The organism is Thermodesulfovibrio sp. TK500a, from assembly GCF_055381765.1.
In genome coordinates, this window is the sequence record NZ_AP041606.1 from 858,339 (window position 1) to 881,561 (window position 23,223).

Consider the following 23,223-nt stretch of genomic DNA (forward strand, 5'->3'; position numbering starts at 1 on the left):
GAAAAATCAAGGGATTGCACGAATGGGGGGGTGACACTTGGGGAAGGAAAAGGTGACACTTGGGGAAGTAGAAAAATCAATAGTTTAGAGCATATCTCTTGCATAAATGATTGATATTATTAGGATTGCAAAAAAAGGGGTTTTTCACTTTTTTTTTAAAAAAGGTGACACTTGGGGAAGGCTTGCAAAAGGTTTTTTATAATTTTGTTCTTACAAATTTATATTTTTCAAGCATTTTAATATAGTCCCTACCCCTATACATCAAGCAAAATCAAGAATTCCTATGGTGGTAACAGGGGTGGTAACATTTTTGCCCTTGATATTTCTATATTGTTACCACCTCTATTTTTAAGGGTATAAGGTGGTAACAGGTGGTAACACATTGATACTACTGGATTGTTACCACGTAATGACAAAAAATAGGGGTAAAATTTTCCCAAAAAAAAATTTTTTTAAAAAAACTGAAAAAAGAAAAATATACGAAAATGGTGGAAACGGTAGTAACAAATGGGGAATAATAAGGCTAACTCGTTGAAACTCAAAAGTTTTTTAGTGTTACCACCTCTTAAAAGGGGTCAGTTTCCTGGGGCTGAATTGAATCTAAAATTTTAAACCAAACCTTTTTTATCTTACTTGCTTCTCTGACTGTTCTTTTGGCGAATCCCATAACAGTAAGACATTCTGCGATTCGCATTTGTTTGGTTTTATCGAGGTCTTTCGGTGGAATATAGAGAGCTTTTTCGGCTATCTCAACTACCGTTGTTTTTTCTATTTTGTTTTTTTCTATATACTCCGATATAATTTCTTCCCATTCATCATGCCTGCGTGCGTTTTCTTGGATCTCTTGAGCTTCTTGCTCATCGACTTCCCAATATTTGTAGCCTTTCTCAAGCTCCCATACCGCTTCGCCAAAAAGCTGTTCTCTATACTTTTCTATGTATTCTATATTTGCTTTTCCCCGAGCCTCAAGAATCCAAAATCTTGTTCCTCCTGTGGGGTCGTCATATATAGTCTGGTCATTCGTTGTGCACGTAAAAACGCTTCTTCTCGGGAAGTCTTTCATGTGTCTTGAATATGGCGGTCGAAATCTATCCACCGTACTTGATATTATTGCCTTGATCCGATTTCTGTCTGCCTTACGCAAGGCATCCATCTCAGGAATCTCGGCAAGCCATACTCCCTGAATCGCCATGTAGAAGTCTTTTTCAGTGGTGATTGAGACATTGATTTCACGATGAAACTCTTTACCTAAAGCCATCAAAGCCCTTGATTTCCCTATGTTTTGAGCACCCTGAATAACTACTATGTTTTTCTGGAAGCACCCAGGGCAAAAAGCCCTGGCAACAGCAGAAACAAAAAAGTTTTTTGAGACAGTGATACTATACTGAGATAAAGGCGTTTTAAATACATCGTAGAAGAATGTATGAATTCTCGGAATTCCGTCCCATTGATGTTTGCATAGTTTAAGGAACTCTATTAGTCGGTCTCTTTTATTAGAGTATGCTATACTTTCTATAGACTTCTGGAATACATCATCTGGAATTCTCTTGTTTATTCGTTTTTCGAGTTTTGATTGAATATATATTTCTACTTCTCTACTGATTTCCCTGTCGTTAATAAATATTTTAATGTAAAATTCATCATAATCTATTTTTATGTTGTTTTCTGTACAAAATTCAAATAAAAGTTCGGTCACTGTAGGAATTGTTATTTTTATTTCTTTTTCTTTGCTCTCGGAAAATACTTCTTCAATCTCCTCAATTCCAAGCTCTTTTAAACCTGAAATGCCCTTAACTTCTTTTCCGGCCTCAAAGTCCTGATATGTATGTCTTACTCCAGCTATCCGCATACGAAGTTCAGTATCTCCTGAAGCTATCTCAGATACAATCGCTATTGCTGTGTCTATGTCAATTCCATTCTTTGCGAGTAGTCCAGCTGTGTATATACATATATTCTGTCTGTCACCGTGCTTGTAATGCCTTTTTATTATTTTGCTGAGTCTATCTAAATCTATTTTTTGTGTTATTCTTTTCTCTCTGCTTATATTGTTTCCGTGTCCATTGCCATTCCCTTGTTCTGCTATACCTGCAACACTTAGGCAATTCTTTAAAAAAAGATGCATACCAATATCATCTATTTCTAAAACTTCGGGATTAACCACTTCGTAAATTACGTTTTTCTGTAATCTTTCGTGATATATCCTGCTGCCTGGCAACATTACAAGATCATTCTCACTTCGCAATATTTCGAAACCAAATTTTTTGATCAAGTTAACACTTTTAAGTGTTTTTTGTGGGTCATTTATATATATATGATACCCTTTACCCGTTCTAACGTTGGCTACTTTTTCAATTTCGTCTATATCTACAGAAAACTTCTCGCAAAATAGGTTTACATCATCTATATCAATTACAGCCAGCCAGCTTGGAAGAAGTAATAGAGCACTGTTCTCTATTTTTTTAGCGTTTGCTATCTTTTTGTCGCTTTCAGAATTATATTTGTGAATCGGAATTTTACCATTAGAAGGAATTATTATATAGCCTGATTCTCTTAGTTTCTGGCTTAGGGATGAAAAAACTATATGAATATTTTTCTCTGCTTGAGCTTGCTTTACTTGTCTTAAAAAATCATTCAATTTTTCAACAGAACTTGATATAATTTCAAACTCTATCATTTTACACTCCTTTCTCTTTTTTCCCTTTTTTTAAGCCATTCCTCTACAGCTTCCCGAACTATTTCCGATAGAGTTCTGCCTGATTTCTGAGCTATATCGAATATCTTGTTTCTTACTTCCTCTTTCATCCTAATATTTGTTCCTTTTCTCTTCATTTTTATACCTCCTGTATTTCAATGTTTTACTTTTCTATATATAGGGGTTCAAAATTCTCCTTTATTTTGCAAGGGAAATTTTTTCAAAAAAGCACTCCCTGCCTGCTTTCCCACTTTTCTTTTTCCTCAGATGTCTCTTTTTCCTGCTCTTCCTGCTCTTCGTACAGTCCGAACAGCATTGCTTTTGCGGGTTCGGGTCCTACTGTGCGACAGATATCATGCCACTGCTCGATTTCGGTGTATCTCTGTTCGTTTTCTCCGATGCATTCAAAAATATCCACTTCCTCGCCATCTTCATTGCAAATGCTTGAAATCGTATGATTTTTGAAGCCTATGTCACGAAGTTTTGTCCGAAGTGCCCATTTGACTCCTACATCTTTTTTCTTGCCTGCTTGGGTGGGGATGTTTTTTCCTTGTAGCCAAAATTTTTCGATGAGAAAAAGTTCTATTTCGCTTTTTCTATCCTCGTCGAGACTACATTCGCATCTACAAAGTGCAGCGTTGAGGTATTTCTGTAGCCTCTTGAAGTCTCCTATTTTTATTCCACCTTTCATTTTTACCTCCTCATATTTAATTACCTTTTCAAAAACTTAGTATTTTCAATGTTTTCAGAAATTACTGTTACTTAGTAACTTTAGTTTATTATGTTACTAAGCAACATGTCAAGTGGATTTTATAAAATTTTTAATTTAAAATTTTTATAAAGCTATAAAATTATGTTACGATGTAACAAATATGTTATACTTTTGCATTATATATAGTAGGAGGTGATGAAGATGACAATAGCTGAGAGGTTGAGAGAAATTAGAAATATTCTAAGTTTATCCCAAGAAAAACTGGCTAACTTTCTTAAAGTAAATCGTAGCTTTTTAGCTCAGATAGAAACTGGCATAAGAAAACCCTCTGAGCAGACTCTGTTGGTTTTGGAAAAAGAAACAGGCGTATCCAAAGATTGGCTTGAAACTGGGCGTGGGCTTATTTTTTCTGATTACAGAAAAGGCTTAGCAAAAATTAGAGAAAAAATTAATTTAAATGAAACACTCTCTAAATACGAAATTGAATTTATTTTGAATCTCATTCAATTATCTTGGTCTACTGGCGGCTCTTTGCCTGCAAATCCTATTTTCATCAAGAATTTAATTTCCATATTTGAATATGTGTATAAAAATTGCAAAATAAAAAATATAAACTTTCTTGGTGGTGATAAATATTTTGTTGATTTTATTACTAATCCAAACATACCAAAAACCGTCAAAGATTCTAAAACGTATATAGCAGATAAATTAGTTGTTTTATTTAGAGATGGTGAGTTTGAATTATCTAAAAAGGATTGTGAAACTATCAGCTCTCTTTTACTGCCATGGGGGTATTATGTTGGATTATCTTATGTTGAAGATAAAAAGCAAAGAAAAATTAGTAGTATAGACATGGATATAAATATAGAAGATGTAGAAACAAATATAATTTTAGAAAAAATTGATATTCCAAAACTAAAACAAGAAAAAGAATTTGAAATACAGATATGGGCTACTGCAGAAAATTTAAATTCTAAATATAATTATGGAGCGTATAGTCTAAAACTAAAAGAGAAGCAAATATACATACATATGACAATTTTTGACTTAGTTGAGTTTATTTTATTACTTAAAAAAATTTTTAAAACACAAGAAAAAGAACAGGAGAATAGAGAATACAGAGTAGGTAATTTTGTGATTTCTCGTATCAATGCAGAAGGTTCAATACAATACTTATTCAGAAAAGTTTGTGATGAGGGTTTTATTATTGAATTATATTTTGAAAAAGAGCAGTTTAAAATTTTTAGCCAAACATTAGAGTATTTTGAAAAATACTATAAATTTATCACTTTTGCAAAAAAAACTTATATCGATAGATTTGGCTTTGTCTAAAACTAAAAACTCATGTCAATTTTTGTCAACTTTTGACAAATCTTGTCAAATCTGTCAAATCTGTCAAATCTCTTTTGACAACTTTTGGCAAATGCTGTCAAATCTGTCAACTTTTGGCAAATCCTGACAAATCTTGGCAAATCTGGTTAGACCTTATAGCAAATTGCCATAAGGTCCGGGGCTGGAGGTTGTTGAAATAATTTCAACTATTTATAACAAAATTTTAATTTTGTTATAAATAATAATAATTTTTAGCCTTAAAATAAGCAATTTTATTTCTAAATTCTTGACTATTTATAACATTTCTGTTAACATATTGCAATGCTTGCTATAAAAAATAATTCCTCACTTATACCATCTCCACAGGAAGGAGAGATATACCATCTTACTGAGGATGAACTTAACAGGCTTACCGTAGAATTTCAGAAATGGTTTGAGGAAAAGAGAGGCATCGTAAGGGTAAGATACTGGCTTGTATTTTTATTCCTGAGATACACAGGAGCGAGAATCTCAGAAGTTTTAAATATTGATGAAACTCGTGATATAGATTTCAGAAACTCGACAGTAAGGCTTGTTACACTTAAAAGAACAGGCAAGAAAAAAGGACAGTATAGAATTATCCCTATTCCTGACAGGCTTATCTCTGAATATCTGAGAACTGTGAAAATATATCCCTCTTTAGAAGGTAAGATTTTTAAAATAGAGAGAAATAATTTTTTCACTGTATTTAGAACTCTTTGTCTAAAAGCAGGAATACCTCAGCAGATAGCACATCCACATGTTTTAAGGCATACAAGAGCGATAGAGCTACTAAGAGCAGGTATTCCTGTTACAGCGGTCCAGCAACTTATGGGACATGCAAGTTTAAATACAACTGCAATGTATTTGAGATACAGTAATATTGAGATACAGGGATTGATGAAAAGCAAGGGTTTGATATAATTAATTTTTCTGGAGGAAACATGAGAATTAAATCATTTTTAATTTCTTGTTTATTAATTTTAATATCTCTAACAGGCTGTGCTCCTAAAGGTGGAATCTTTGCTTCAAACATGGATCAGGCTTTACTTCCTGATGGAGAAGTTTTAGAGTCAAGAGAAGCCTATATAAAAGCATTAGGGCTTGATAAAAATCCTGAAAAACCTGATGTAGTTATAAGTATTGAGCCTTACTACTTTGATATTTCTGCTTCTCCCAGTTTTATACAACCGGGGAAAAGAGGTAATTTGGATGTTTGTGTTGCAAAAGCAATGAGAAATGTGATACCAACAGCGGTTATTTTGTTTGATGGATATGACATACAAAATAAATCACATTTGAAGTATAAAGCAGTAAAAATCAAAATTGGAGGAGATGCTTTACTTGTAAAGCGAAGTGAACTTGAAAACAGTCCTTTTTCCAGTTATTTTGTTGAAATACATGGACAAATTAAAACTTTAAATAAAGAAATACCTTTTAAAACAGGTACTTATCAAGCAGGACCATTGCGTGTAGGAAATCCTATAGGTTTATATGATGCTAACTGCTATTTTATAGCTAATAAAATAGCAGATGTATTAATTGAGGAAGGAGTTCTTACAGAAGACAAAATTAAAAGACCTAATCTTTCTAAAGAGTTTGAATATATTTTGCAGACTAAATAACTGTTGAAATTATTTCAACAGCGGCTTTTTAATTTTTTCTTGACATAGTGTCAAAATGTCACTATACTATGAAAAAATATGACATACATTCCAAGAGATTTAGGAAATATTGTTCAAAAGGCTTTAAGAGAGATGCCTGTTGTAGTAATTACGGGCATGAGGCAAACAGGAAAAAGCACCTTTTTACTCAATGAACCTTTTTTGAAAGAGCGTCCTTATTTTAGTTTTGATGAATTTGTTTATCTTGAATCTGCAAAAAGAGAACCTGAGCATTTTCTAACTCAGAGTAAAATTATGACAATAGATGAGGCCCAAAGGTGTCCTGAGATATTCACGGTAATAAAAAAAATTGTGGATAAAGATAGAGTACCCGGAAGATTTTTACTTTCTGGTTCTGCAAATTTTGCTTTACTTAAGAATCTTACCGAAAGTCTTGCAGGAAGAGCAGTTTATTTAAACATGTCTCCCATGTCCCGAAGAGAGATATTTTTTAAAACAAAAGAAGAGCCATTTTTAATGAGGTTTTTTAGAACACAAAAAATCGAAAGCTTCACTGTTACAGAAAAAATAAAGAATGAAGACATAATAAAAGGAGGATTACCACCTGTTGCCCTTGGGCTATCTGAAAGAGTCTTATGGTTTAAGGGTTATGAGCAGACCTATCTTGAAAGAGACATAAGACAGTTTAGTCAAATAGTGAATTTAATTGCATTCAGGCATCTACTGAGCCTTGTTGCTTTAAGAACTGGGAGTATCCTTAGTTTAAGCGAGATTGCAAGAGATGCAAAACTTAATGTCTCAACTACCTCAAGATATCTTTCTTTACTTGAAGCATCATTCATAATAAGAAGAATTCATCCTTATCTAAAAAGTAAAGCCTCAAGACAAATTAAATCGCCAAAGATATACATGAGTGATTCAGGATTAGCCTGTTATCTTGCAAATGTTGATTCTCTTGACAGAGAACCTCTAAAGGGAGCAATTTTTGAAACCTATGTTGCTCAAAACTTGCTGTCAATAATAGAATCGAAATGGCAGGAAGCAAATCTGTATTTTTGGCATATACAGGGAAGATATGAAGTTGACTTTGTAGTTGAAGCTCAAAACAGATGTATAGCTATTGAAGTCAAAGCAGGGGAGAAATGGGAAGACAGAGAACTTGCAGGTCTTAAGGCTTTTGTAAGTAACACAGAAAACTGCATTGCAGGTATAGTCGCTTATAATGGAAACAATATAATAAGGCTTGGTGAAAAACTCTGGGCAATTCCCTTGAGTGTTTTGTTGTCATGAAAGAAATATAATCGCAAATTCTGTTTCTTCTACATTGGTTGAAATAATTTCAACAGCACTCAATAAACCAATCCTGCAAAATAAAGAGGAATTTTATTTCTTACAGGCAAGTCAATTTCATCAGTTAATACTATATCTGAATTTTTAATTTTCTTACTTTTTCCTCCTATTTCAATCTTAATTCCTTTAACTATGTAATCACATTCTCTTTCATCATAGCAGGCAAAAATTTCACCATATCTTTCAGAGAGGTTATAGACAGCAAAGGCTTCTCTCGCAGTTCCTACATCACCATCAAAACAGTAATAATAAGCTGGATCGGTAAGTAGAATTTTTGAACCTCTTTTAAAACCGTTTTCTTTTGTTTTTCTTTTTATAAGTTTTAAAATTTCTGTTTGTTCCATTACTAAAAGCAGTTCGTAAAGTTTTTCCTTACTTATCTGCCAGTCTCTACAAAGGGAAGATATATTAAGAGTTGGCACTGAACTATAAAGAAGATGACCAAGAACAGCTCTCATTAGCTTTAAATGTCTCTCTCCGATAGTTTGCAAAAACAGAGGTATATCGTGAAATAAAGCTTTATCTAAAACTAATTTAAGTCTTTCACAATAATCTCCCTCAAAGAAAAAAGGTCTTGTGCCTGAATTGAGGTATTCCCTAAAAGCTCTAAGGAGTTCCCTTGATTGAACTTTAGAGAAAAAATCAAATTGTTGTTCAAATAAGTCTATAGGTTCAATTGAAATTGAATGTTTTAGACACAAATACTCTCTGAATGAAAGTAAGGGAATTCTCTTAAAAACAAACCTGCGTGAAAAATCAGCTGAACCTGATTTTAGCATAAGACTACTACTTCCACTTGCCCAGATATAAAGGTCAGGAAAAGAATCATAAAGAGCTTTAAGTTGCACTGCCCAATCCTTTGCATATTGAACTTCATCTAAAACTATACCTTGATATCCTGCTTTAAATACTGCTTCAGTAAGTTCATAAATGCTTATATCCGTAACTAACGGATGGTCAACTGATACATACAGAAATGGCTTATTTAAAGTTCTATATAGCAAAAAAGTGGTTTTACCAACTCCTCTCTGTCCATAGATAATTAAGCCTCTTGAATGGTCAATGTCTAAATTTTCATAATAAGGTCTAAGATTTTTAGGAATTGTAAGTTTAAGCCTGTGATGAATTAATTCAAGTTTTTCTATAAGACTTTTTATGTTTTGCATGGTTCTATTATAGAACTAAAAATAAAAAAATTCAATATTTAGTTTTATTTCAATATTATAATTTAGCAATAAATTGTTATAATATTTAAAATTAGTAATCTAATAAAAACAAATTTCGGAGGCGTTCTATGAATAAAACTTCTATTGAGTGGTGTGATTATACATGGAACCCTATAACAGGATGTTTTCATCCCTGTAGGAATACTTACTGCTACAATACAATGAAAGCTACTTCTCCATTGAATAGATTTGGAGCAAAATATAAAACTAAAAATGGTTCTTTAGTCTATGAGAAAGACTGGAAAAGTAGGGAGACAGGACAGTGCCACATAGCAGAGAAGGGAGAAATTTATCCTTACGGATATGACCCCACCTTTTATCCCCACAGGCTTGATGAACCTTTAAAGGTGACATCCTCTCACGGATGAATCCGTGAGCTTCCTGCTTCAACGTGGTAACTTACATGAATATAGGGATTATGTCCTAATATCCGTGCAGAGGTTATCCACTCCACAGGCGTTACTTCCGCCCAGTCCAGGCGTAGAATGTAAAGATAAAATATTTAAGTATTGAACCTCTACTTGGACCTGTTACCTTTGACCTAAAAGGGATAGATTGGATAATAATAGGTGCTCAAACAGGTAAAAATCCTTTTATTCCTAAAACAGAATGGATAAATGAAATTATCAAACAATCAAACAAATACAACATACCTCTATTTTTCAAAGAAAATATCAAACGATATTCAAACTATTTTGTTCAACAATTCCCTTAGTGGAAAATTTTTCCACCAATAAAAAAAGCCCGCTTATGACTCTCTTAAGAGAGACTTCTCTGCGAGCTATGAGAGTAAAAATGTTATTACAAAAATCGATGATGGTATTATAAAAGGCGATACTGGTATGATGAAAGACGACAAAAAGGAATTCCTTTATCTCCTCTTTTGACTATCAAATTTAACTATCCATTTTTGACTATACAAAATTGATAGGCAAAAGGATAAATTTAAGATAATATAAATTATCTTAAGCAATTTAAGATAATTTTTATGGAAAAAGTGGGATTTATACCTTCAAAGCTAAAAAAGAAGCAAAGGGAGGTATGTGAGGTATAGGTTTGATAAAAAAAAGCATCTTTTAATCGATTTTATGAAATCAGATAATTATTAGAAAATTATTGAAAAGCAAATTTTTAGTTTGATATTATATTTCAATTAATTAAAAATTTTTATTGACAATATCTTAAAATTGAGATAAAATTATGAAAAAGAAGGTTAGAATAATATTCCACAAGAAAGTGGAGAGTTTTATCCTAAATTTGCAAGAAAGAGACAGAAATAAAATTTTTCAAGTACTAACTATAGTAGAAGAACGAAATTTAAAAGTTTCTTCAGAATGGTTGAAAAAAGTGACTGAAAACCTATGGGAATTGAGAGTAAAAAATTTTCGTTTTCTTGGTTCAATTGAGGATGATATATTTACAATCTGGAATGGATTCACAAAAAAAAGTATGAGAATTCCAAAAAAAGAAATAGAATTAGCCACAAAAAGAATGAAAGAGGGGATAAGATGAAAAGTCTAAAAGAACTTTTAGACAAACAATTTAAGGATAAGAAATTCAAAGAAGAATTTTACAAAGGGCTTGAAAAAACAAGAATTGCTGCTGAAATTGCTTATTACAGAGAAAAAAGAGGGATTACTCAGGCTCAGTTTGCAAAACTGCTTGGAACTTCTCAATCTACAGTAGCAAGGCTCGAGGATCCTTTTTATGAAAACTATTCTTTAAACACTTTAAGGAAAGTAGCCAAGGTTTTAGATTTAGAGCTTATTGTCTCACTGAGAGAGAAAAAGGAACAAATTCAGGATGAATTTATTCCTAAAAAAGAGGGAGATGTTATTTATATCACATGGATCCCAAAAAATAAATCTGAATTTTCATATAAAGCTGTAAAATTAGGTAATAAAGATATAAACTCCATTATTACAGGAGAAGCTATTGCAGGTTAAATTTAAAATAGAAACGATAAGACAGATTGAGTGTTTTTTCGCTCTTAATCCTGAATTTAAACCTGAAAAGGGCAAAAAGTATGGAATTGCATTAGGATTTGACATTTCTTTCAAAAAACAAAGAAAAAAGATTGCTGTTATTTTTAAATTTTTCTCTGAAGAAAAAAATCAGCCGTTTGTTTTTAGAATAATACAACAGGGAATATTTGATTTTGAAACTGTACCAAAAAGTGAAGAATTAGAAAAAATAGTTCATATAAATTGTGCCTCTATAATGTTTCCCTTTATAAGAGAATCAATAGCAGATTTAACAAGAAAAGCTGGCGTTCCTCCATTAATTCTTGACCCGATTAATTTTGTAGCTATCTATGAGGATATGAAAAAGAAATCAAACAAAAATTGATGAAATTTCGCCATGAAGAATTTTTACAAGGAAATTTTAAGGCAAAAAGCGTCTCTAAAACGATTCTACGCAATTAGATAAACATAGTCTATAAATGGTATAGCAATTTGATTTTTTCTATAATATCTGAAGCTAAAAGTATGGAATAACTGGTAGTCTTTTCTGGATTACTAAAAGTGTCATCGTAATCAGCTTTATTTCTTTGTTGTCTTAATTTTTTAAGAAAATCTCCAATTTCTCTTTTGGTTATGTCATTGCTATTTAAAAAATCTTCTATTACAATTTTATGAATTGATTGATCCTTTGGCAATTTTTTCCCTTCTTTATGTTTTAGATAGTTTCTGCAAATACAGAATGCAGAATAGTATGCTCTACTTATGGAAGAACGTAACCTTGCGTGTTTAATAGTTTGATTAGGATCTTTTGATTGACTTTCAAGTTCTATTGCTAAGCTTAAATACTCTTCCCAGTTAAAATTACTCAAATTCAACATTTATTGATAATCTTTTTAGGATATCAAAGGGGAGATTCAAGAACCATTTTGAATTAAGTTGTTTTATTTTAATATATACTTCATCAGGATATAAATTAGTTTGAATTATGATAAGTATTTTTTTATAGTCGGGTACTTCAGGATCGGTATCGACTTTAAGAAGCAAATTTGTTGAGTCTCCAAATATCTTTTTTATATTTATATTTGCTTGTTCTAAATATTCATAAAGTGATAAGTTTTTATAGAGATATTGATAAACTTCTAATTCATCAGGAATAAAATACATGTTTTTTAAAGATTCTATTTTAATTTTATTTTCAAAATCGCTCTCTGTAAAAGTTTCATTGCTTTTTTCAATTATTTTACTTTGAATTAAGAAGAATTTAAAAACAGATTTTAGGGCATCTACTGTGATTTTATTGAGGGAAGCCTGTGGAAAACATTTATAGTATGAATTTATGTATAAATCCAAAATATCTTTTTTAAAAATAGAAGATTGAGTATTTTTAACTTCTTTATCAAATTGATATATAATCTTTTCTGTTGATGACGAATTTTGGGTTACATACATTGTATTCATTTCTTTTTTTAATTAAAAAATTTTTCTATAATTTCTAAAGATTCTGCTTTTCTGTTTATAAAACTGTTTACGTAATCTAATATTTCTTTAATTGCTTTGTCTTTAATCTCGTGATGGAAGTTAAAATTAAACAATATTATATTATCATGAACTGGTTCGAAAACTATTTTGAGAACGTATGGAAACTTTTTCATATAGATAATTCCGCCACACTTGGTTTCTGTTTTATCAAGCAGAGAATTAATTTTTTTGTCATTTATTACAATGTTAATTTCGGGTAGTTTTTCATCTTCTGTAAATATAGCTTTCCACATAAAATTTAGCCCTAAAGCTACATAAGGTATTTGTGGTAGCAATTCTATATAACCTACTACAAAATTGTTTAACGAGTTAATTATTTCCTCGTTATAATTCTTAGCAGCAATTTGCAATCTCTGATAATCAACTGTAAGAAATAAATTTTCAGATTCAAAAATTGAAAAACCAGGAGTATGAGTAAAATTTTGTGGCTCTTCTTTAATTAATTTATTATTTTGAAGCCACTGATGTGTCACTATACTGGGATTATGAGCATTGGCAATTAATACGATATCTGCTCCTTCTAATTTGATGTCCAATTTTTTACCCTCTGAGTTTTAATTTTTAATATTAACATAAAGGCAAAAGATAAATGAATATAGGTCAAGGCAAAAAATCGTCTCTAAATCGATTATACGCAATGTTGATTTAATTCACTGTTTATATCTTATAAACCTTTTACGATTTTCTGAATCTTTATCTCCCTTATAATAAATTTCTAAAAATTCTATCCTATCTTCTTCTTCAAAATAAGCATAAATAACTCTTATGCCTGATTGAACACCTTTGCCTTTTAAGGCTTTACAGGAAAATTTTTTTGCTTTATAAATTTTTGGTGATATTATGCCTGTATCAGAAATCAAAACAATTCCTTTATTATCAATCTGTTTTTTATGAAAAAGAAATAATTGGGCTTTTATAAATATTTCAAAATCCTCTATGAGAGTTTTATATTTTTTGAGAAGATTTTTAAAATCACTTTCAAATTCAGGAGTGGCATAAATTTCTTTAAATAGTTTAATTTTCTTTAGGATCTCATTTAAGCTATAAATCAATTAAAAGTATCCTCTCCATAATCTCTAACTGAAAATTCAGGGGTTCTATAGAATACTGTTTCATAATCTATTATTTCATTGTCTTTGGTTACTAACCACGGTACGTCTTTATGAGAATACTCACTAATTTGAAAAGCATTTAAGTCAGATAGCCTATCTAAAACACTGTCTATCATTTCAAGTTCATGAGCTTTAAGAACTGATAGATCAGGTTGTCTCAGTGGTAAATATTTGGTTTGAGGATACTGAAAATATTCATGTTCAACTTTCACTATTTCCTTATTTTCAATCATGTTATCAACGATTTTTTTAAATTCAACTGGAGTTGGACCGTAATGATTTTTTATATAAGTAGCACCTATTAACTGCTCTTCGTATTTTTCATAAAAATTGAAGTCAATAAAATACAAGAGTTTATATAAAACAGTCTCTCCAATATTAGGCTTTGAACCAACTTTATTTAAAATGTATAACAAAACTTCTTTAAATTTTTTAAGATTTTTCTGAGGAACGCTTATTCTAATGTCTGATTTAGATGATTTATTATTTTCAGTCTGAGGTAGAATAACTTCAGGCATTTTTGCTTTTCCAGTTAAAGTATTTAAATCAGTATTTAAAATTTTAGATAACTTTAAAACTTCTTCTAAAGTTAAATTTTTCTCTCCATTCTCTATAAGTGATATGGATGATCTTGATATCCCCATCTGCTTTGCTAACTGTTCCTGAGTTAAACCTAATTTTTCTCTTAATTCCTTAATCTTTTTACCTGTTATTTTGTTTATGTTTTTCATTATTATAAGTATAATAAATGTTAAAATTTATGTCAATATTTTGTTAAAAATTTTAACTACAATTGAGAAAATTTTAAATAGTGTTTTCTATTTTGAAAAGATGTCAAAATGTTACTATAAGGTTGTTGAAATAATTTCAACAGGGGGTTTTTTATAAAAAGGTTTAAAGAGGGGGATATAAAATATAGGTGAAGGGCAAAAAGTGTCTCTAAAGCGGTTATATGCAATGGTGTAGCCATTAATTTTTCCTGTATAGTTGGATAAAATATAATCAAAATAAATAAAAGGTAAAAAAAAATGACATTATCGTCATCTATATTAAACAAAAGAGAGTCTTCAGATCCTTTTATAACTCCGATTGTAACTCAGGAAATAGCTGATAGAGTCACAAATGCCACAATAGAGTTTATATCAAAGGTTTCAAAAATTCCTGGTGTAAAAAAGATAGCTTATAAGCCAAAAGGAAATGTAATTACCATCTGGACATTTATTAATAAACCAGATAAATACATACAATTTTCAGTGTATGAAATAGAACAGCAAATAATGGAAAAATACCCAGAGCTTATATTTGATTTTACAATAATTTTTAAGGGCAAAAAATCTCCCACGGGTTTTTATGAACAGGTGATATCCAAATAAATTGGCTACTGAAAAAGAGCATATCAGAAAAGCTACTTATAAGGTTAAAGGTAAAAAGTCTAAAAACTATTTTGGACAAATGTGATAACGAATGAATTTCAATGTGATAAAATATCTATTAAATCTGGAAACAGGTAAATCTTTCCCTTTACTCCCTTAATAGCAAAGGATTTTAAAATTCCCATCCCAACAAACTTAGAGAGTAATCGTCTTGCAGTAGGTTCTTCTATATGCAAATCTTTACTTTTAAAAATAGGCTTTGAAAACATTGTTTCTAAAACTTTATCTGTATAAGGTGATTTCATTTTTTCAGTTTTTTCTTTTATCTGTTCTCTGAGGTAAAGAATTTTATAAATTAATCCTTGAGTCTCTTTGGCTTGATTTTTAAGTGAAATAAAGAAAAATCTCAGCCATTCTTCGTATTTTCCTGTTTTATCAACTTTTTTTAGGTGATTAATATATTCATTCCTGTATTTCTCAAAATAACCGCTTATGTATAAAATTGGTTGAAATAAAATTTTTTTCCAATATAAATACAGGGGAATTAATAATCTTCCTATCCTTCCATTTCCATCATTAAAAGGATGTATTGCTTCAAATTGATAATGAATTATTCCAATTTTTATCAATGGATGTTCCTTATTTTCTAAGAGATATTTTTCAAGGTTTTCCATATATTCCTGCACTAATATTGGTTCAGGAGGGACATAATCTGCCTTATCAATAGGGGCATTTTCTACTCCAACCCAAACAATATTCTCTCTGAATTTACCTCTATATTGTTCTCCTCTTGTCCCTTCGAGTAAAATCTGATGAGTCGCTCTAATAAGATTTAAAGTTATTGGTAGTCCCTTGTCTATTTCATTAGTCGCTAATAACATTGCTTTTTTATAATTTGCTACTTCCTTTGTATCTGCATATTTGGGCAAACCTGTTGCTTCAAACTCAAATACATCTGATACAGTACTTTGTGTCCCTTCAATTTTTGAGCTAACTGTAGCTTCCTTTGTAATTAAAGGAGCAATCAGTATGGTAGGATTTGGAAGATTATTTTGTAATCCATTTAAATTCCCTAATTCTAAAGCAGCTTCCGTAAGCTCTTTATAAAATTCTGTTGGATTTATTCCAACAGGTAACTTGGATGGGTGATGATGCTTTATCATAGTTTAATTATATTACAATCCGCTCAGAAAATCAAAAAAGTGAGCGGAAAATTACTCTTCCGCTCATAAGTGATCGCAAACCACTGGTTGAGATTAACTCAATCTTCCAATTAGCTAATTTATCGGTGAAGTAATGTTTCCTTACGGAAGGGGACTTCCCGGCAGGAAAGTTAAAGATAAAATAGAAGAACCGCTACAGTCTATTAAAATTACACCATCCCTCTTTGCCAAATCTTTGACCCTATCAGTAAATCCATTTTTGCTAAATAAAATGTATTTGTTTTTCTGCCTTTTACCATTTTAGAGTATAATCTATTAAGTGATTCTAATTCATTTTTTCTGTTAACAAATTTTAATTCTCCCATAGTATAATCCTGTTTAGTATAATCATAATTATACTTAAAAGATGTTTAAAATGCAAGAAATTTTAAAATTATTATTTATAAAAGAGAAAAATATAAGTGAGTTTTCTTTATAAAAAATAAACATTGAAATAACCTTAGTGCAAATTGTCATAGGGTAGTTGAAATAATTTCAACCGGGTTTCTTTATAAATAGGGGGCAAAAAAGAAAATAATTAAGATATAGGTCAAAGCAAAAATCGTCTCTAAAACGATTCTACGCAATGGTGGATTGTTTGGTGGAAAATTTTTCCACCATTTTGCCTGAATCATCCTGTATATAGTGTTTTGAGCTCTAAGGATTCTTTAATTTTTTCAAAATCCATATCTTTATGAATAATTGTAGCTTTATTTTCTACGGCAATAGAAGCAATAATACAGTCTATTGTTTTTCTTACAGTATTACCCTGTTTTTTACAACTTCTGAAAATTTCTGATGCTCTAATATAGGTTTCTATTCCTTTTGGTTTCAATACTGGGAAATAAAGAAGATATTCCTTTGTAAGATTGTAAAGTTTATCGTCTTTGATGCCCTGAAGAATTTCAGTCAATATTATTTCTGTTATATAAATTTCCTCTTCAGAATTGATAAGTTCACGCAAAGTTTTACAGGCGTTTGTTTTTTCTCCTCTGAGAAAATCAATCCAGACACTTGTATCAACAACTAACAAAACCTTCCCTCTCTCATTTCCTCAAGATTCCCTTCCCATTGAACTTTACCTTCAAGTTCAAGTATTTTTTTCCTCTTTAGTTTTTTTACAAGTTCACTGATTGCAAAATTAACCACATCTTTTTTAGTTTTCATCTTTGTTAATTCCATTGCTTCTTTTAAAATTTGCTCATCTAATTCAATGTTTGTCCTGTGCATTTAAAGCTCCTTTATATTTTATACACATATTATATCATTTTTTTGTGTATCTCAAAAACTTTCTAAAAAATTCAATAAACATCCTTATTGCAAATTACCATACGGTTGTTGAAATAATTTCAACAAAATTTGATATGATTTTTTGAAATTTGGTATGATTATTTCATACCATTATGGAGGTTTACTATGGCAAGTGTAGTAAAAAAGACAATTTCATTACCTAATGATTTAGCGGAAGATGTTGAGAGAATTGCTAAAGAGGAGAATAAAACAGTTAGTGCAGTAATTCAGGAGGCAATAAGATTAATTAAAAAAGAGAAATTTAAAAAAGAATTTTATGAAATTCAAAATTTCTGGACTGAGAAGGCAAAAGAGCAGGGGATTCTTACCGAAGAAGATTTAGAAAGGTATCTTAGTTGAAAGTAGTTTTTGATACCAATGTTTATATTTCAGCTTTTGTTATAAACGGTAGCTTAGCTGAGAAGGCTATTCTAAAGATATTGAGAGAGAATTATAGTCTATTTATTTCGAAGGAAATAATTGACGAGATTCTTTCAGTGTTTGCAAAAAAATTTAGTTATGATAGAGAGTATTTAAGCAGAACTGCCTTGTTTCTCTCTGAAATAGCAGAAGTTGTTCAGCCAACAGAGAAAATTGATATTCTTAAGGATAAAGGAGACAATAAAATTATTGAATGTGCAGTGGCAGCAAGGGCAGATGTAATTGTATCTGGAGATAAAGAATTGTTATCACTCGGCGAGCATAAAGATATAAAAATAATAACTTTAAGAGAATTCTTACAAATTAATTTTGAATTTATATTAACCTTATAGCAATTTACCATAAGGTTGTTGAAATTATTTCAACGGAGGGTCTTTATAAAAAAGATTAAAAATTTATTAACTTTTCAAAACATGCTCAATTATTTAGGTAAGATAGTGTGATAAAACTGTGATAAACTTATCCAAAAACTGTGATTTTTCACAATCAAAAATCAAGCAAATAAGCCATGTTCTGAGTTTTGTTGTTTTATGGCATTCAAGAGGGCGGGGGTTCGACTCCCCTCAGCTCCATTAATGTTTTTAAGAGTTTTTAATAAAGGACATCTTGCTAAAAACCTACTAATACTGTTTCAGTAGATTTTCATTCTGTTAAAGACTTCGCTTCAAAATAACCTAAAAACTTAATTTCAAGGAAAGATTAAAAACAGGTATCCGAGATTTTAATTTTAAAACATAGAAATATCTTTACGAGCAATTTTTTAATTGTCGAAGTTTATCTTATAAATGTAAAAGAAAGTTTAAGAATCAAGGACTGAAAGATAACCCTCAGATACTCTTATATTGCACCAGCTCACAAGAAAAATGCAGTTCAGGTTATAAGTCAGATAGTGGGCGGAAAATCAACTATACAAAAACTACACATTTTTGGTTCTTAATTAAGATGCCTACCCTGAGCAAACCTTTGATTTTATTATATGGAGCTGATGGGATTTGAACCCACGACCTCCAGAGTGCGATTGAATTCTTAAAAATTGAAAATGGCTTAAATGCAAGGTTTCCTGAGTGTAAGAAAATCCATTTTTGGGACAGTTTATCACAATTTTTATCACAGTGAACATTAGTTCACTTAATAACCAAAAAGGGGGTTTAAAATGGAAACCTTAGCAGTTAAGAACCAAAGTAATGAAGTGGTTTGTTCTTTTACCTTTGATGAGTTTGATAGGCTTAACGAACTTCTTACAGATGTTGAAGCCATACTTGGAATCTTTACAGCACTTAATCCAGATGACCCAGACCCACTTGATAACGGATACATAGTAAGATTATCAATTAAAGGGCTTGATGCTCTGACAGAAGCTTACAACATTCTTAACAAGAAGTAACAAGATAAGCCGATGGGGTTATCCCGAGCCTCATCGGCTTTAAAAAATCCATCCCTGTTTGCTATACTTTTTACATGAAGCTAACCGTAATCATAGAAAAGGATGAACACGGATATTTTGCTTACTGTCCAGAACTCAAAGGATGCCATACTCAGGGAGATACTTTTGATGAAGCTATGGCAAACATAAAAGAAGCAATTGAACTATATCTTGAAACACTTACAGAAGAAGAAAAACAAGAACTCTTAAGAAAAGAAATCCATACCTCTACCGTAGAGGTTTAGGTTGCCAAAGCTTCCACGGTTAACTCCACAGGAAGCCGAATCCCTTTTACTTAAAGCAGGCTTTCAACTTTTAAGAACCAAAGGAAGCCATAGAATCTACATGAAAGAAAAAAGGAGAGTAGTTATCCCATTCCACTCTGGAAAAATCTTACATCCCAAAAATAGTAAAAGAAATATTTGAAGCTTTAGAAGATGAATCCATTATGCCTTAATGTTATTATAGTTTTTGATTGCCAAATTGCCAAAATGCAAAATCACTTTATAAATCAATCGTTTACACTGGCAAAGTGTATTTTGCCAGCTTTTGCCAGATTGCCAGAACTGGCTAAGGCTATTTGTATATAGATTTTCATTTCCGATTTTCTGATTTTTGATTTCATAAGAAAAGTTTTTATTATCTCCGAACTTGCAGAAATAGATGAAAACTTAATCCGTGCTGAACTGCATTACATTGATAGGGCTAACTTACTTAAAAGAAGAAAAGAAATTTACGAAGCATTGCATCCACTATCTAAGCCAGAAGAACAAAGAAAGAAAGGGATTGAAACAGTTCCGTGACGAAACAATTTCGCTACGGGAAGAACAACCTACATTTACAGAAGACACAGCTAAAAAATCCAATCTTACCCAAAGGCAAATACAAAACTACATTCGCATAGCCGAATCACTTCCAGAAGATGTTAAAGAAGTTGTTAAAGAAGTTGATTTGCCGATGAATGAGGCTTTCGTTCACTATAAGCCAAAATAAGCTTACTTTATGCAATGGGATTTTTATATGGGTAAGTGTGAAAAAGTGGCTCTAAATCGATTCTACGAATTTGTAGGTTCTTCCTGCGGGTTTCACTGCGGGCGAGCAAGCCTGCGAGAATTCGTTACTGTCAGAAAAATTTTTTAGTTAACTTTATATAATGCACAATTAATTGAAAATGCATTATATATTTTGGTATAATTTAAACATGAAAAAGCAAAGGAAAATCAGATACTTACAGGTAAGGTTACCAGAGGAAACTCTACTCAAGTTAAAAGAATCTGCTGAAAGAAGAGGTATCTCTGTTAGTGCATTCGTAAGGCTACTCATTATTAACCAGCTTGAAAGAGAAAAGAAGAAAGGAGAGTTTGAACTATGAAAACTCTTTTTATTGAAGGGGATTTAAAAAATGCTTATGCTGAAGTTGTTAAAGCTGTTGATGAAGCCAAAGAAAATCTTATCTCTGCTTGTGGGTTACTCTCTTCTTTATCTCGTTCGATTAGTGGAAAAACTAATAAAGCAATTGAAGACTTTCAAGAAGCAAAAGCGATACTTGAAGAAATGAGAGATTTCACAGATGATGACTACAATAAAGCACTTATTGATGAACTTATTGAGGACTTCAATGTCAAAGCTGTTACTCTTAAGAACTTAAGTATTTACTTTCATAACTCAGTTAAGTTTGTAAGCAGTCAAATTAAGGAGTTAGTAAGTGATTCTTGCTCTGATGTTTGTTAGCTTAGTTGTTGCTTTGGTTATATGCATAAGCGAGATTGCCGATTAAAAAGTGTTTGGGTCCTTTTCAGAGCTTTAGCGTGCGGGCGGGCAAGCCCGCAGCGTTTGTTTACGATTTTGGGGGTTTGAAAATGGGAAACAGAGCAAGTAAAAAGATACTTAAAGCCGAAACAAACAGAGAAGTTGAAGAGAAATCAATCACAGAAGAGGCAGTTGATGAACTAAGAAAGCTTCTCAGAAGTTCTGACCCTAAGCTTAAAATAAGAGCTATAAGCTTGATACTTAGACATACGGAAAAGTTAAAAAGAAAAGCCTCTGATGATATTGATTACATCGGCATTGTAGAGGAGATACTTAAAGAGAATGAGCAAAAAAGTTAAGTATCTTTGAATCTTTTACCTTCTTTAATCAAGCGACTATGTTCGAGTGCGTTTGTGTAAAGCTCAAGATTCTCTTTAAACCACTCCAGAGCAAGCTCTTTCGTAGTAACCCATCTTTTTCCAAGTTTTCTTATCGGCAATCCATTTTTTTTGTGGTATTTGAGTAAAGTTTTCCTGCTTAGCTTGACCATTCTTGATAACTTTTCAATGCCAAATATGACCATAGCTTGATTATAACAGCTTTACTGAAATCGTTTCTCTTAGCATGCTTTACATTTAGCCTCATCAATTTGAACGATTAAAAGCCAAAATAAGCCTCTTTTAAAGGGTGAACCATATTCTCATATGGGTTAGGTTAATTCAGTGCCTCTACGGAGCTTTAAATTTTTAAGTGGGCTTAAAGATGTATGAAAGTTGTGATATTATCTTAGAAATCTAAATTTTGCATATGTAAGACTTGATTAAAAGCTTTTTGCTATAATTTTGTAGTAACCTCTCAGAACAGCTGAGAGGAAGAGGGAAAAGGGAATTGGAGAAGGCTGAGGCAAAGGACATAATCCAATACTGGAAACAGAAAATAAAAGAATATTACAAGCCACTTAATGCTGAAGGAATCGCAACTAAAATAATCTTGACTTACATATCAGAGATTAAGTTAATCACGATGTGGAATATTTTTTGCACTTTAAGATTTATGCTTTCAGAGCTTCCTGTTTATCTATTTCCAGTTAAGGCATTGAATACCTTCCAAAAAGAACTTGACAGAGTTAGATATTTAAGTTTTCAGGATAAAAAAGAGATATTAGAATTTATTGAAATTAAAATAAATAAAGCAATCAATAAGCAAACAGCATTTGCTAAAGAATACAGAAAAGTTAAGAGCCTAAGAAGATATGATTTTTCATACAGATATAATTTCCCTGAAACAATTCTTTCAGAGGCAAAAAACAGGGCTAATTTTGCTTTAGCGTGTTTGTTTTATTTCTTTCATTATGAGCTTCCTGAATTTATAAATTCATCTGAACTTAAGGAGAGAATAAAACAGATAGAGATATCACAAGGCTTTGAGTTTGACCCTTTTGATAAAGTTCCGTATATAGAACTGGATGTAGGAATCTTTCTTGATAAAAATGACCATAAAGATTCAAGAGAAAATAAAAAGTGGATTATTGTCATCGGTTTTATTTACGAACAATTAGGAATTGAGAGAGATAAAGAAGAAATCTTAAAAACACTAAAAAGATATGGGGTTCATATATCAGCTGTTTATTCTTACATTTATGATACATTCCCACATGGGGAATTTCCTTTTGCAAAACTTCCAATGCCAAGTGGTAAGCCTGTTTTTGATGAGAAAGGTAACTACTTAGGAACGAGATTCATATTTTTTGATTAACCTACTCATTATATAGAACTATATAAAACTCAGACAAAAAACATCATTTTTTAAAAGTTTTTTCAATTTTTCGTCCATACTTCCTTAATTTATTTCTTTTTTAAAATCAAAAAAACGGGACAGGAGGAATGGATGAAGCAAAAAACCAACCCAAAAAACTTCAAAATTGCCGACCTTTGGCTTGCCTCAGCTTTAGCTCTCACTTTAAAAGTTGACCCAGAACTTACCACCGATGGCGATAAAGTTGTTTTTAATTTTCCTTTTACGGTGGAAACATTAAAAGCTTTAGATGGATTAAGCACTGGAGAGATAAAGTTTGACTACATCAGCTATTCTGAAAAATTCAGAAATCTTAAACACCAAATGATGAACTTGAAAAAATTAAGGGCAGGCTCAGCACCTGCCTAAGTGAAAGGGGGA

The 23,223-nt window shown here is 31.4% G+C and carries 33 protein-coding genes and 1 pseudogene; 21 read left to right on the forward strand and 13 right to left on the reverse strand.

Annotated elements, in window-relative coordinates; all coding sequences use genetic code 11:
* Positions 1-565: 565 nt before the first annotated feature.
* The 3 genes from ACZ430_RS04500 to ACZ430_RS04510 form a co-directional block, all read right to left on the reverse strand.
* Positions 566-2,674 (reverse strand): VapE domain-containing protein, encoded by a 2,109-nt coding sequence (locus tag ACZ430_RS04500; RefSeq protein ID WP_281321081.1) that lies wholly within the window; start codon positions 2,672-2,674, stop codon positions 566-568.
* Complete coding sequence (locus tag ACZ430_RS04505) at positions 2,671-2,829, reverse strand: ribbon-helix-helix protein, CopG family (RefSeq protein WP_281321080.1); 159 nt, start codon at positions 2,827-2,829, stop codon at positions 2,671-2,673. The genes ACZ430_RS04500 and ACZ430_RS04505 overlap by 4 nt, the downstream gene beginning before the upstream one ends.
* A gap of 83 nt (positions 2,830-2,912) precedes the next feature.
* Complete coding sequence (locus ACZ430_RS04510; RefSeq protein ID WP_297212632.1) at positions 2,913-3,383, reverse strand: hypothetical protein; 471 nt, start codon at positions 3,381-3,383, stop codon at positions 2,913-2,915.
* 222 nt (positions 3,384-3,605) lie between these two features.
* Between ACZ430_RS04510 and ACZ430_RS04515 the strand changes: the two genes are divergently transcribed.
* The 4 genes from ACZ430_RS04515 (at position 3,606) to ACZ430_RS04530 (ending at position 7,669) form a co-directional block, all read left to right on the forward strand.
* Positions 3,606-4,736 (forward strand): helix-turn-helix domain-containing protein, encoded by a 1,131-nt coding sequence (locus ACZ430_RS04515; RefSeq protein ID WP_297212635.1) that lies wholly within the window; start codon positions 3,606-3,608, stop codon positions 4,734-4,736.
* 321 nt (positions 4,737-5,057) lie between these two features.
* Complete coding sequence (locus ACZ430_RS04520; protein WP_297212637.1) at positions 5,058-5,678, forward strand: tyrosine-type recombinase/integrase; 621 nt, start codon at positions 5,058-5,060, stop codon at positions 5,676-5,678.
* Positions 5,679-5,698: 20 nt separating this feature from the next.
* Positions 5,699-6,379, forward strand: coding sequence for a hypothetical protein (locus ACZ430_RS04525; protein WP_297212640.1), 681 nt, complete (start codon positions 5,699-5,701; stop codon positions 6,377-6,379).
* Positions 6,380-6,457: 78 nt separating this feature from the next.
* The gene (locus tag ACZ430_RS04530; protein ID WP_297212643.1) at positions 6,458-7,669 is read left to right on the forward strand and encodes an ATP-binding protein; all 1,212 of its coding nucleotides are present in this window, start codon (positions 6,458-6,460) and stop codon (positions 7,667-7,669) included.
* A gap of 59 nt (positions 7,670-7,728) precedes the next feature.
* Here ACZ430_RS04530 and ACZ430_RS04535 read toward each other — a convergent pair whose 3' ends face one another.
* Positions 7,729-8,895, reverse strand: coding sequence for an ATP-binding protein (locus tag ACZ430_RS04535; RefSeq protein WP_297212646.1), 1,167 nt, complete (start codon positions 8,893-8,895; stop codon positions 7,729-7,731).
* Between the two features lie 128 nt (positions 8,896-9,023).
* Between ACZ430_RS04535 and ACZ430_RS04540 the strand changes: the two genes are divergently transcribed.
* The 5 genes from ACZ430_RS04540 (at position 9,024) to ACZ430_RS04560 (ending at position 11,304) form a co-directional block, all read left to right on the forward strand.
* Entirely contained in the window at positions 9,024-9,323 is a 300-nt protein-coding gene (locus ACZ430_RS04540) for a hypothetical protein (RefSeq protein WP_297212648.1), read from the forward strand.
* Positions 9,324-9,448: 125 nt separating this feature from the next.
* Complete coding sequence (locus ACZ430_RS04545) at positions 9,449-9,670, forward strand: DUF5131 family protein (protein WP_366934813.1); 222 nt, start codon at positions 9,449-9,451, stop codon at positions 9,668-9,670.
* 485 nt (positions 9,671-10,155) lie between these two features.
* Positions 10,156-10,467, forward strand: coding sequence for a type II toxin-antitoxin system RelE/ParE family toxin (locus ACZ430_RS04550; RefSeq protein WP_297212651.1), 312 nt, complete (start codon positions 10,156-10,158; stop codon positions 10,465-10,467).
* Positions 10,464-10,901, forward strand: coding sequence for a helix-turn-helix domain-containing protein (locus tag ACZ430_RS04555; protein ID WP_297212653.1), 438 nt, complete (start codon positions 10,464-10,466; stop codon positions 10,899-10,901). The genes ACZ430_RS04550 and ACZ430_RS04555 overlap by 4 nt, the downstream gene beginning before the upstream one ends.
* Positions 10,891-11,304 carry a protein-export chaperone SecB gene (locus ACZ430_RS04560; RefSeq protein WP_297212656.1) on the forward strand — a complete coding sequence of 138 codons (414 nt, stop codon included), beginning with the start codon at positions 10,891-10,893 and terminating at the stop codon, positions 11,302-11,304. Before ACZ430_RS04555 ends, ACZ430_RS04560 begins: the two co-directional genes overlap by 11 nt.
* Positions 11,305-11,392: 88 nt before the next feature.
* Here ACZ430_RS04560 and ACZ430_RS04565 read toward each other — a convergent pair whose 3' ends face one another.
* The 5 genes from ACZ430_RS04565 to ACZ430_RS04585 form a co-directional block, all read right to left on the reverse strand.
* Entirely contained in the window at positions 11,393-11,788 is a 396-nt protein-coding gene (locus ACZ430_RS04565) for a HEPN domain-containing protein (protein WP_464910728.1), read from the reverse strand.
* The gene (locus ACZ430_RS04570) at positions 11,781-12,377 is read right to left on the reverse strand and encodes a hypothetical protein (protein ID WP_297212661.1); all 597 of its coding nucleotides are present in this window, start codon (positions 12,375-12,377) and stop codon (positions 11,781-11,783) included. Before ACZ430_RS04570 ends, ACZ430_RS04565 begins: the two co-directional genes overlap by 8 nt.
* Before the next feature lie 8 nt (positions 12,378-12,385).
* The gene (locus ACZ430_RS04575) at positions 12,386-12,994 is read right to left on the reverse strand and encodes a hypothetical protein (RefSeq protein ID WP_297212663.1); all 609 of its coding nucleotides are present in this window, start codon (positions 12,992-12,994) and stop codon (positions 12,386-12,388) included.
* A 114-nt stretch (positions 12,995-13,108) separates the two neighbouring features.
* Complete coding sequence (locus ACZ430_RS04580) at positions 13,109-13,510, reverse strand: hypothetical protein (RefSeq protein WP_297212665.1); 402 nt, start codon at positions 13,508-13,510, stop codon at positions 13,109-13,111.
* Positions 13,507-14,301: a type II toxin-antitoxin system antitoxin SocA domain-containing protein gene (locus ACZ430_RS04585; protein WP_297212667.1), complete on the reverse strand. Its 795-nt coding sequence runs from the start codon at positions 14,299-14,301 to the stop codon at positions 13,507-13,509. The genes ACZ430_RS04580 and ACZ430_RS04585 overlap by 4 nt, the downstream gene beginning before the upstream one ends.
* 297 nt (positions 14,302-14,598) lie before the next feature.
* Here ACZ430_RS04585 and ACZ430_RS04590 point away from each other — a divergent pair, with 297 nt between their 5' ends.
* Positions 14,599-14,943 (forward strand): hypothetical protein, encoded by a 345-nt coding sequence (locus ACZ430_RS04590; protein ID WP_297212669.1) that lies wholly within the window; start codon positions 14,599-14,601, stop codon positions 14,941-14,943.
* Between the two features lie 98 nt (positions 14,944-15,041).
* Here ACZ430_RS04590 and ACZ430_RS04595 read toward each other — a convergent pair whose 3' ends face one another.
* From ACZ430_RS04595 to ACZ430_RS04605, 3 genes are all read right to left on the reverse strand, one after another.
* Complete coding sequence (locus tag ACZ430_RS04595) at positions 15,042-16,106, reverse strand: Fic family protein (RefSeq protein WP_297212671.1); 1,065 nt, start codon at positions 16,104-16,106, stop codon at positions 15,042-15,044.
* 670 nt (positions 16,107-16,776) lie between these two features.
* A complete protein-coding gene (vapC, locus tag ACZ430_RS04600) occupies positions 16,777-17,178 on the reverse strand; it encodes a type II toxin-antitoxin system VapC family toxin (RefSeq protein WP_464910729.1) in 402 nt (133 codons plus the stop codon).
* Positions 17,172-17,375 carry a type II toxin-antitoxin system VapB family antitoxin gene (locus ACZ430_RS04605; protein ID WP_297212675.1) on the reverse strand — a complete coding sequence of 68 codons (204 nt, stop codon included), beginning with the start codon at positions 17,373-17,375 and terminating at the stop codon, positions 17,172-17,174. The genes vapC and ACZ430_RS04605 overlap by 7 nt, the downstream gene beginning before the upstream one ends.
* 186 nt (positions 17,376-17,561) lie before the next feature.
* Between ACZ430_RS04605 and ACZ430_RS04610 the strand changes: the two genes are divergently transcribed.
* From ACZ430_RS04610 to ACZ430_RS04650, 9 genes and pseudogenes are all read left to right on the forward strand, one after another.
* A complete protein-coding gene (locus ACZ430_RS04610) occupies positions 17,562-17,795 on the forward strand; it encodes a ribbon-helix-helix protein, CopG family (protein ID WP_297212676.1) in 234 nt (77 codons plus the stop codon).
* On the forward strand, positions 17,792-18,208 hold the full coding sequence (locus ACZ430_RS04615; RefSeq protein ID WP_297212678.1) for a putative toxin-antitoxin system toxin component, PIN family: 417 nt from the start codon (positions 17,792-17,794) through the stop codon (positions 18,206-18,208). Before ACZ430_RS04610 ends, ACZ430_RS04615 begins: the two co-directional genes overlap by 4 nt.
* A gap of 821 nt (positions 18,209-19,029) precedes the next feature.
* Positions 19,030-19,260, forward strand: a complete 231-nt coding sequence (locus ACZ430_RS04620) for a hypothetical protein (RefSeq protein WP_297212680.1) — start codon at positions 19,030-19,032, stop codon at positions 19,258-19,260.
* A gap of 74 nt (positions 19,261-19,334) precedes the next feature.
* Positions 19,335-19,544: a type II toxin-antitoxin system HicB family antitoxin gene (locus ACZ430_RS04625; RefSeq protein WP_297212682.1), complete on the forward strand. Its 210-nt coding sequence runs from the start codon at positions 19,335-19,337 to the stop codon at positions 19,542-19,544.
* Between the two features lies 1 nt (position 19,545).
* Positions 19,546-19,756, forward strand: a pseudogene (locus ACZ430_RS04630) (type II toxin-antitoxin system HicA family toxin).
* Positions 19,757-19,977: 221 nt separating this feature from the next.
* Positions 19,978-20,292, forward strand: coding sequence for a hypothetical protein (locus ACZ430_RS04635; RefSeq protein WP_440871026.1), 315 nt, complete (start codon positions 19,978-19,980; stop codon positions 20,290-20,292).
* Between the two features lie 208 nt (positions 20,293-20,500).
* Positions 20,501-20,671, forward strand: coding sequence for a ribbon-helix-helix domain-containing protein (locus tag ACZ430_RS04640; RefSeq protein WP_297212688.1), 171 nt, complete (start codon positions 20,501-20,503; stop codon positions 20,669-20,671).
* The gene (locus ACZ430_RS04645) at positions 20,668-21,030 is read left to right on the forward strand and encodes a hypothetical protein (protein ID WP_297212690.1); all 363 of its coding nucleotides are present in this window, start codon (positions 20,668-20,670) and stop codon (positions 21,028-21,030) included. The genes ACZ430_RS04640 and ACZ430_RS04645 overlap by 4 nt, the downstream gene beginning before the upstream one ends.
* A 128-nt stretch (positions 21,031-21,158) precedes the next feature.
* The gene (locus ACZ430_RS04650; protein ID WP_297212692.1) at positions 21,159-21,407 is read left to right on the forward strand and encodes a hypothetical protein; all 249 of its coding nucleotides are present in this window, start codon (positions 21,159-21,161) and stop codon (positions 21,405-21,407) included.
* Here ACZ430_RS04650 and ACZ430_RS04655 read toward each other — a convergent pair.
* Positions 21,404-21,631 (reverse strand): hypothetical protein, encoded by a 228-nt coding sequence (locus tag ACZ430_RS04655; protein ID WP_297212694.1) that lies wholly within the window; start codon positions 21,629-21,631, stop codon positions 21,404-21,406. The genes ACZ430_RS04650 and ACZ430_RS04655 overlap by 4 nt on opposite strands.
* A 305-nt stretch (positions 21,632-21,936) precedes the next feature.
* Between ACZ430_RS04655 and ACZ430_RS04660 the strand changes: the two genes are divergently transcribed.
* A complete protein-coding gene (locus ACZ430_RS04660) occupies positions 21,937-22,803 on the forward strand; it encodes a hypothetical protein (protein ID WP_297212696.1) in 867 nt (288 codons plus the stop codon).
* 132 nt (positions 22,804-22,935) lie between these two features.
* The gene (locus ACZ430_RS04665; RefSeq protein WP_297212697.1) at positions 22,936-23,211 is read left to right on the forward strand and encodes a hypothetical protein; all 276 of its coding nucleotides are present in this window, start codon (positions 22,936-22,938) and stop codon (positions 23,209-23,211) included.
* Positions 23,212-23,223: the final 12 nt, after the last annotated feature.